Origin of the sequence: Dickeya zeae NCPPB 2538 (assembly GCF_000406165.1) — a bacterium.
Taxonomy (GTDB): domain Bacteria; phylum Pseudomonadota; class Gammaproteobacteria; order Enterobacterales; family Enterobacteriaceae; genus Dickeya; species Dickeya zeae.
In genome coordinates this window covers 2,509,456-2,516,492 of the sequence record NZ_CM001977.1, presented here as the reverse complement: position 1 = coordinate 2,516,492, position 7,037 = coordinate 2,509,456, and the positions used below count along the sequence as shown (strand labels likewise).

Genomic DNA, 7,037 nt, shown 5'->3' with positions numbered 1-7,037 from the left:
AACAGCAATTACCGGCTCATCCCAGCAGCGACAGCACCCGTCCGGCACCGATGACCATCAATCTGGTCAAAGATAAGCGGATTATCGTCACCAACATCCACGATATCTATTACGCCGAATCCCACGAAAAACTGACCTTTGTGTACACCCGGCGTGATGAGTTCGTCATGTCGATGAACATTACCGAGTTTTGCAGCCGCTTGCCGGAGGCCTACTTCTTTCGCTGCCACCGTTCGTATTGCGTAAATTTGAGCAAGATCCGCGAGATAGAGCCCTGGTTCAACAATACCTATATCCTCAAACTGAGCGATCTGGATTTTCAGGTGCCGGTGAGTCGCAGTAAAGTGCGGGAATTCCGTCAACTGATGCGTCTGTAGTGGTTAGGAGGTCAGACGTCAGACATGAGAAGATAGATTTACTGTCATTAATACCGCTCTGGATGCATTTCATTCCCTGATTCATGCCGTTCATGCCGTTCTTTAATCCGTGGTTGTGACCCCTCCTTATACTGGTGCCATTCGCAGGCCGTTTTGCCTGCATTGTCTTCACACCAGAAAAATCGAGGCTACCGTTATGAACGGAAAACCAGTAAATCGCGGCGTTATTGTTGCCGGAACCATCCTGTCTCAAATGGGGTTGGGAACCATCTACACCTGGAGTCTTTACAACCAACCACTGGTTGATAAATTTCACTGGCCGCTCAGTTCGGTTGCCACAACGTTTTCCCTTACCAGCTTTTTCCTGGCTTTCGCGACCTTGTTCGCTGGCCGCATTCAGGAGCGTATCGGTATCCGCAAGCTGACATTGATCGCCGGTTTGGTGTTGGGTGTAGCGTTGATGGCGACATCCATGGTGTCGTCACTGCCGATGCTGTGGTTGCTGGTCGGGCTCGTGGTCGGGTTTGCCGACGGTACGGCATACATCACCACGTTATCCAATCTGATCAAGTGGTTCCCGAATCGCAAAGGTGTGATTGCCGGGGTGTCCGTCGGCGCATATGGCACCGGGAGTCTGGTGTTTAAATACGTCAATAGCGCGTTGCTGATGCATGTTGGTGTGTCCCAGACGTTTTTCTGGTGGGGAGCCATGGCGTTAGTGATGATCACCGGCGGCGCGATGCTGCTGAAAGACGCACCGGTACAGCCGGTCCAGACGGCAGCTCAGGGTGGCAACGTTAACTTCACGGTCAGTGAAATGCTGCGTCGCAAAGAAGCCTGGTTGCTGTTTGTGGTGTTTTTCACCTCCTGTATGAGTGGGTTGTACCTGATCGGTATCGTGAAGGATATCGGCGTCAAAATGGCTGGGTTGGATGTGGTCACGGCTGCCAGCGCCGTATCAGCGATTGCCATTTGCAACACAGCCGGTCGCCTGATTCTGGGGTATCTGTCTGATAAAGTCGGTCGCTTGCGGGTGCTGAACTTCACGCTGCTGGTCACTGCACTGGCGGTCACAGTGATGGCGTTCCTGCCGCTCAATGCGATGACGTTCTTCCTGTGCACCGGGGCGGTAGCCTTCTGCTTCGGCGGAAATATCACGGTCTACCCGGCGATTGTGGCTGATTTCTTTGGCCTCAAACACCACAGTAAAAACTATGGGCTGATTTATCAGGGGTTTGGTTTAGGCCCATTAGCCGGTTCCTTTATCGCTGCCGCACTGGGCGGGTTCCACAGCACCTTTATCGCTATTGCGCTGCTGTCGGTGGTCTCGCTGGTGATTACCCTGTTTATCCAGCCGCCGAAAGCGCCGCGTGAGCGTGATATCCCGCTGGTTGCCCAAGGTAGCCACGCCTGATAATCACCGTTTTCGTGTAGCCCAACGCCATCGCCAACTGCGGTGGCGTTTTTTATCTGGGACTGACGTTGTGTGGGTATGGCAGAGAGAAACATGACAGACAGAAACATGGCAGGGATAAGTCGAGGCAGAAGGCACAAACAAAAACGCCGCACAGTTGTGCGGCGTTTTTGCTGGCTCGTCGAAACGTTGTAGTGTAATTACACGCGAACGAAATCGATGTGAGTCAGTTTCGGCTTGAACGGATGACGCTGAACAGCCTGGATTTTTGCTTTAGTTTCTTTGCCATCGATAACCAGGACGATTTCACCGTACAGGCCTTCGCTGTTACGATCTTCCAGGTTTTTAACGATATCGTGGTCCAGTTCGATGGAAACCGGCGCTTCGCTGCCACCGTAAACGATAGCTGGGAATTTACCGGTAGTGCGCAGGCGGCGGCTCGCACCCTTACCCTGCTCTTTACGTACTTCTGCGTTGATAGTAATCATTGCTTTCTCTACTTAATAAAATGACCCTGTTACAGGCGACCCAGCAACAGGCAGGATAATCCGCTTTGTTCAAATAACAATACCCGTCATACTTCAAGTTGCAGGTGTGTTGGCGGCGTTCGTTCACCCGAATCACTTACCTGTGTAAGCTCATCGGGATTCACTCTCTTGCCGCCTTCCCGCAACTCGAATTATTTTGGGTATATATGTTGATATTCGAAATAAAAGCGGGCGAGATTCTAGCGGAATATGGCCGTGCGGGCAAATAAAACCGCCTAAGGCTAGCCGCGCAGTTCGTTTGCCCGGCGATAGCGGCCCTGATAATCGAAGATTTTTTCCCGCACCTGCCAGTATTTTCCCTGCAGACGTGCCACCACGAAGTCCGGTGCCCGCAGCAACGCCTGCTGGGCCACCACGTCGTCGGCGTGTTGCCACTGGAACGGGACGCCGGGCGCACGCTGATGCACTCGCAGAAACACATGGTTAAACGCGTTACGCTGGGCTGATGTATGCAGGCGAAAGCGCTCGCTGACATCGGCCCCGTCTTCGTCGTGATAGGTGATACGCAGCCATTCGCCTTTAGCATCGGTACCGTGTTGCAGTTGCATCCCGCTACAGCGTAGCACCAGTGCATCTTTAAGCTTCAACGCGGCTTTCAGCATGTCATCCGGGTCGACCAATAGCGCATCGCAGGTCTGGCAGCGTCGGGCGGCGATATCATTTTCCGCGCCGCAATGCGGGCAGCTCTTGAAGCGAAAACGGTAGTCGCACTGTTGGCGTTTGCCGTGTTCGTCCTCCTGCCAGCCCTGACAGCGGCGGCCGTAATGTTCTATTACGCTACCGTCATCGGTGCATTTCCCCCAGAACAGGTTGGCGAAACCGCATTGCGGGCAGAATACCTGCACGGGTTGGCTGTCACTGTGTGGTTTGCTGTTGCCGACTTCCGGCGTGTAGAGGTCAAAGGGATTACCAGCATAATCGAGTATCAGGCAGTCGGTTTTCCCAGGAAACAGACGCAAGCCACGCCCGATGATTTGCTGATAAAGGCTGACGGATTCCGTCGGGCGTAAAATGGCGATAGCGTCGACATGCGGTGCATCAAAACCGGTCGTCAATACCGACACGTTCACCAGATAGCGCAACTGCTGCTGTTTGAAGGCGCTGATGAGCGCGTCTCGCTGTGGGGTAGGGGTTTCCCCGCTGATAAGCGCTGCTTCGCCGGGCGGTAACAATCCTTCGATTTCCCGGGCATGCTCCACCGTGGCGGCGAATATCATCACGCCGCGCCGATCGGCGGTGTACTCGATAATTTGGCGGACTATCTGTGGCGTGACCCGCTGCTGACGTTTTACTTCCCGGTTTAAGTCCACCTCGCTGAATAAACCATGACTGCGGGCGACTAACTGGCTGAAATCGTACTGCACCACTGGCATATCGAGCCGCTCCGGTGGCACCAGAAAACCATGGCGTATCATGTAACGCAGCGGCAATTCGTAGATACAGTCGCGGAACAAACAGCTTTCGTCACCACGGATCATGCCATGGTAATGGTATTGATAGATCCACCCCCGACCCAGGCGGTAAGGCGTTGCCGTTAACCCCAGTAGCCGCAGCCGGGGATTGGCCTGCTGCAAGTGCTGAATAATTTGCTGATACTGGCTGTTTTCATCGTCGCTAATGCGGTGACACTCATCGATAATCAGCAGCGAAAACGCATCGTCGAATTGGTCAGGATGGCGAGCGACCGACTGCACACTGCCGAACACCACTTTGCCCGTGCTGTCACGCTGGTTGAGCCCGGCGGCGAAAATGTCCGCCGGTAAACCCAACGCGCAATATTTCGCGTGATTCTGCTCAACCAGTTCTTTGACATGCGCCAGTACCAATACCCGCCCACGCGCCAGCCGCGCCAATTCGGCAATCACCAGGCTTTTGCCTGCGCCGGTGGGTAAGACGATCACCGCCGGAGCGGTGTGCTGGCGAAAATAGGCAAGGGTAGCGTCAACCGCTTCTTGCTGGTACGGGCGCAGTGTAAATGACATCAGTGGCGGCAGATTTTGCTTTCGTGGGTCGTAAAGCCGTTATCTTGCGCAATGAATTTGCCTTTGTCAGCCAGAAATTGCACCAGCCCGGCGGCGGTCATGTCGCTGGCAGAGCAGGTATGAAAGCGGGCATCGCGGCCAAAGCGCGCCTCGATGGCGGCAATCAGTTCATCAGTGGTAAAGGATCTGTTGGCGGTCACCATCATATGTAATACTTCATGACCGTGAATCGATGACATAATAGGTCTCCTGATAATTATCGGGCGATTTATCGCCGTATGACGGCGAAGCATCGCTATAGACTTTACATGCAGTGCCGGCCGATAGCGGCAGGATGGCAACGTGGTAAAGTTGCTTTTATTATGCTTTTTTAAACGATACAGAGAGGCGGTCTGCATCAATATCTTTTCTGAAAGAGGATATTCGGTGTGAAAGACAACGCCTTATTCCTGTCAGGTGACGTTACGTTCGTACCTGACCGGCAATTCGTGATCACCATAGGCAGTCATTCATTAATGCGATTGGATAAATTTCTTTCCCAGCAGTTGGGAATCAGCCGTTCTCTGATAGTGCGCGAACTGCGTGCACAGCGTGTGACAGTAAACGGTGAGGTAGTAAAAAGCGGGGCATTCAAACTGTTGCCAGAGCATGAAGTGGCGTTCGACGGCAATGTGCTCGAGCAGCAAAATGGGCCGCGGTATTTCATGCTCAATAAACCGCAGGGTTATGTGTGCTCAACCGACGATCCTGACCACCCGACGATTTTGTATTTCATTGACGAACCGGTCGCGCACAAGTTGCATGCTGCCGGGCGGCTGGATATCGACACCAGCGGTTTAGTGCTGCTGACCGATGATGGGCAGTGGTCACACCGGATTACCTCGCCAAAGCACCATTGTGAAAAAACCTATCTGGTGACGCTGGAGCAGCCACTGGCGGCCGATACGGCGGAAAAATTTCAGGCAGGTGTTCAACTGCATAATGAGAAGAACCTGACCCGCCCGGCCACCCTGGAGGCGCTGTCTGAACATCAGGTCCGTCTGACTATCAGTGAAGGGCGTTACCATCAGGTGAAACGTATGTTTGCGGCGGTCGGCAACCACGTGGTGGCGCTACATCGTGAACGTATTGGTGCCATTACATTGGATGATACGCTGGAGCCGGGTGAATACCGGCCGTTGACACAGGAAGAAGTCGACAGTTTCGGGCAGTAACCAACGCGTTGTCGTCGGTCTGTCCTTATCTGGCTGGGGGTTTTTGATCTGGCCTGACGTTTTTGCCCCGCTGCTGTGGCGGCGGGAACTGTTCTTCTGTCTGGAGAAATGTTTGTCGTGCAACCACCCTCATCTTCGCGCGTCGGTCTGATTTTTATCCTGGGGTTGATATCGATGCTGATGCCTATCGCCATCGATATGTATCTGCCTGCCTTGCCCGTGATTGCAAAAGAATTTTCTGTTGATCCCGGCCGGGTGCAGATGACCCTCAGTTCGTATGTGCTCGGCTTTGCGATAGGGCAGGTGTTTTACGGCCCGATGTCGGACAGCATCGGTCGTAAACCGGTGATTCTGGGTGGCGTACTGATTTTTACGCTGGCTGCCGCGGCCTGCGCACTGTCGCAAACGGTCGAACAACTGATTCATATGCGTTTTCTGCACGGTCTGTCCGCTGCTTCGGCCAGCGTGGTGATCAACGCGTTGCTGCGTGACCGATTCTCGAAAGATGAATTTTCGCGCATGATGTCGTTTGTGATTCTGGTCATGACGGTCGCGCCGCTGCTGGCCCCGATTATCGGCGGCGCGTTGCTATTCTGGCTGAGCTGGCATGCCATTTTCTGGACAATTGCGGCGGCCTCGCTGGTGGCGACAGTTTTGGTATGGCTATGTGTGCATGAAACCTTGCCGGTAGAGCGACGGCAGCGTTTTCGCCTGCGTACCACGCTGAGGAATTTTTTCCAGTTGGTTCGTCATCGTCGCGTTTTCAGCTATATGTTAGCCAGTGGGTTGTCGTTTTCCGGCATGTTCGCTTTTCTCAGCGCCGGGCCGTTTGTCTACATCGATCTGAACGGGGTGTCACCTCAACACTTCGGTTACTACTTTGCGCTGAATATCGTGTTCCTGTTTCTGATGACATTGCTCAACAGCCGTATCGTGTCGCGCATGGGGGCGATGTTCATGTTCCGGCTGGGATTGATCATCCAATTTGTGATGGGAATATGGCTGGTGGCGGTTTGCAGTTTCCATCTGGGTTTTTTCCCGCTGGTACTGGGCGTGGCGGTGTTTGTGGGCTGTGTGGCTACCGTGGCGTCTAACGCCATGGCGGTGATCCTTGATGACTTCCCGCACATGGCCGGTACGGCGTCGTCACTGGCCGGGACGCTACGTTTCGGGCTGGGGTCGCTGATGGGTACGGTGTTGTCACTGGCAACCGCTCAAAGCGCCTGGCCGATGGTGAGCGCCATGGCCGTGTGCTCGGTTGCTGCCCTCGGTTTATTTGTGTACGCCAGTCGGCGTTAATACCCCCTTTCTGTCTTTTTTCTGATAAGACTGCCAGCACATCGCTGGCAGTTCACCCGCCTGTCGTTCTTGAATTGTGAAAATTTTGAACCAAAAGTGAACAACTAGAAGAAATGGGTTGAGATATTGGGAATAAAAGGTTACATATAGCGCAAAATCGATCAGGAACGTGATCTTGTTAACGTTTTGACCAGTGACCACAT

Annotated in this window: 7 protein-coding genes; 4 read left to right on the top strand and 3 right to left on the bottom strand. The window is 53.6% G+C overall.

Annotated elements, in window-relative coordinates:
• The coding region (locus DZE2538_RS20365) for a LytTR family DNA-binding domain-containing protein (protein WP_038916334.1) at window positions 1-377 on the top strand (377 nt) is incomplete at its 5' end.
• A gap of 196 nt (window positions 378-573) precedes the next feature.
• Window positions 574-1,791, top strand: coding sequence for an L-lactate MFS transporter (locus tag DZE2538_RS10970; RefSeq protein WP_023639896.1), 1,218 nt, complete (start codon window positions 574-576; stop codon window positions 1,789-1,791).
• A 200-nt stretch (window positions 1,792-1,991) separates the two neighbouring features.
• Here DZE2538_RS10970 and rplY read toward each other — a convergent pair whose 3' ends face one another.
• The 3 genes from rplY to DZE2538_RS10955 form a co-directional block, all read right to left on the bottom strand.
• Complete coding sequence (gene rplY, locus DZE2538_RS10965) at window positions 1,992-2,279, bottom strand: 50S ribosomal protein L25 (protein WP_012885046.1); 288 nt, start codon at window positions 2,277-2,279, stop codon at window positions 1,992-1,994.
• A gap of 281 nt (window positions 2,280-2,560) precedes the next feature.
• Window positions 2,561-4,321, bottom strand: a complete 1,761-nt coding sequence (locus DZE2538_RS10960) for a DEAD/DEAH box helicase (protein ID WP_038916333.1) — start codon at window positions 4,319-4,321, stop codon at window positions 2,561-2,563.
• Window positions 4,321-4,560, bottom strand: a complete 240-nt coding sequence (locus DZE2538_RS10955) for a YecH family metal-binding protein (protein ID WP_012885044.1) — start codon at window positions 4,558-4,560, stop codon at window positions 4,321-4,323. Before DZE2538_RS10955 ends, DZE2538_RS10960 begins: the two co-directional genes overlap by 1 nt.
• Before the next feature lie 276 nt (window positions 4,561-4,836).
• Here DZE2538_RS10955 and rsuA point away from each other — a divergent pair, with 276 nt between their 5' ends.
• Both rsuA and DZE2538_RS10945 read left to right on the top strand, forming a co-directional pair.
• Window positions 4,837-5,535 (top strand): 16S rRNA pseudouridine(516) synthase RsuA, encoded by a 699-nt coding sequence (gene rsuA / locus DZE2538_RS10950; protein WP_038917167.1) that lies wholly within the window; start codon window positions 4,837-4,839, stop codon window positions 5,533-5,535.
• Between the two features lie 108 nt (window positions 5,536-5,643).
• Window positions 5,644-6,834, top strand: a complete 1,191-nt coding sequence (locus DZE2538_RS10945) for a Bcr/CflA family multidrug efflux MFS transporter (protein ID WP_038916331.1) — start codon at window positions 5,644-5,646, stop codon at window positions 6,832-6,834.
• Window positions 6,835-7,037 lie beyond the last annotated feature (203 nt).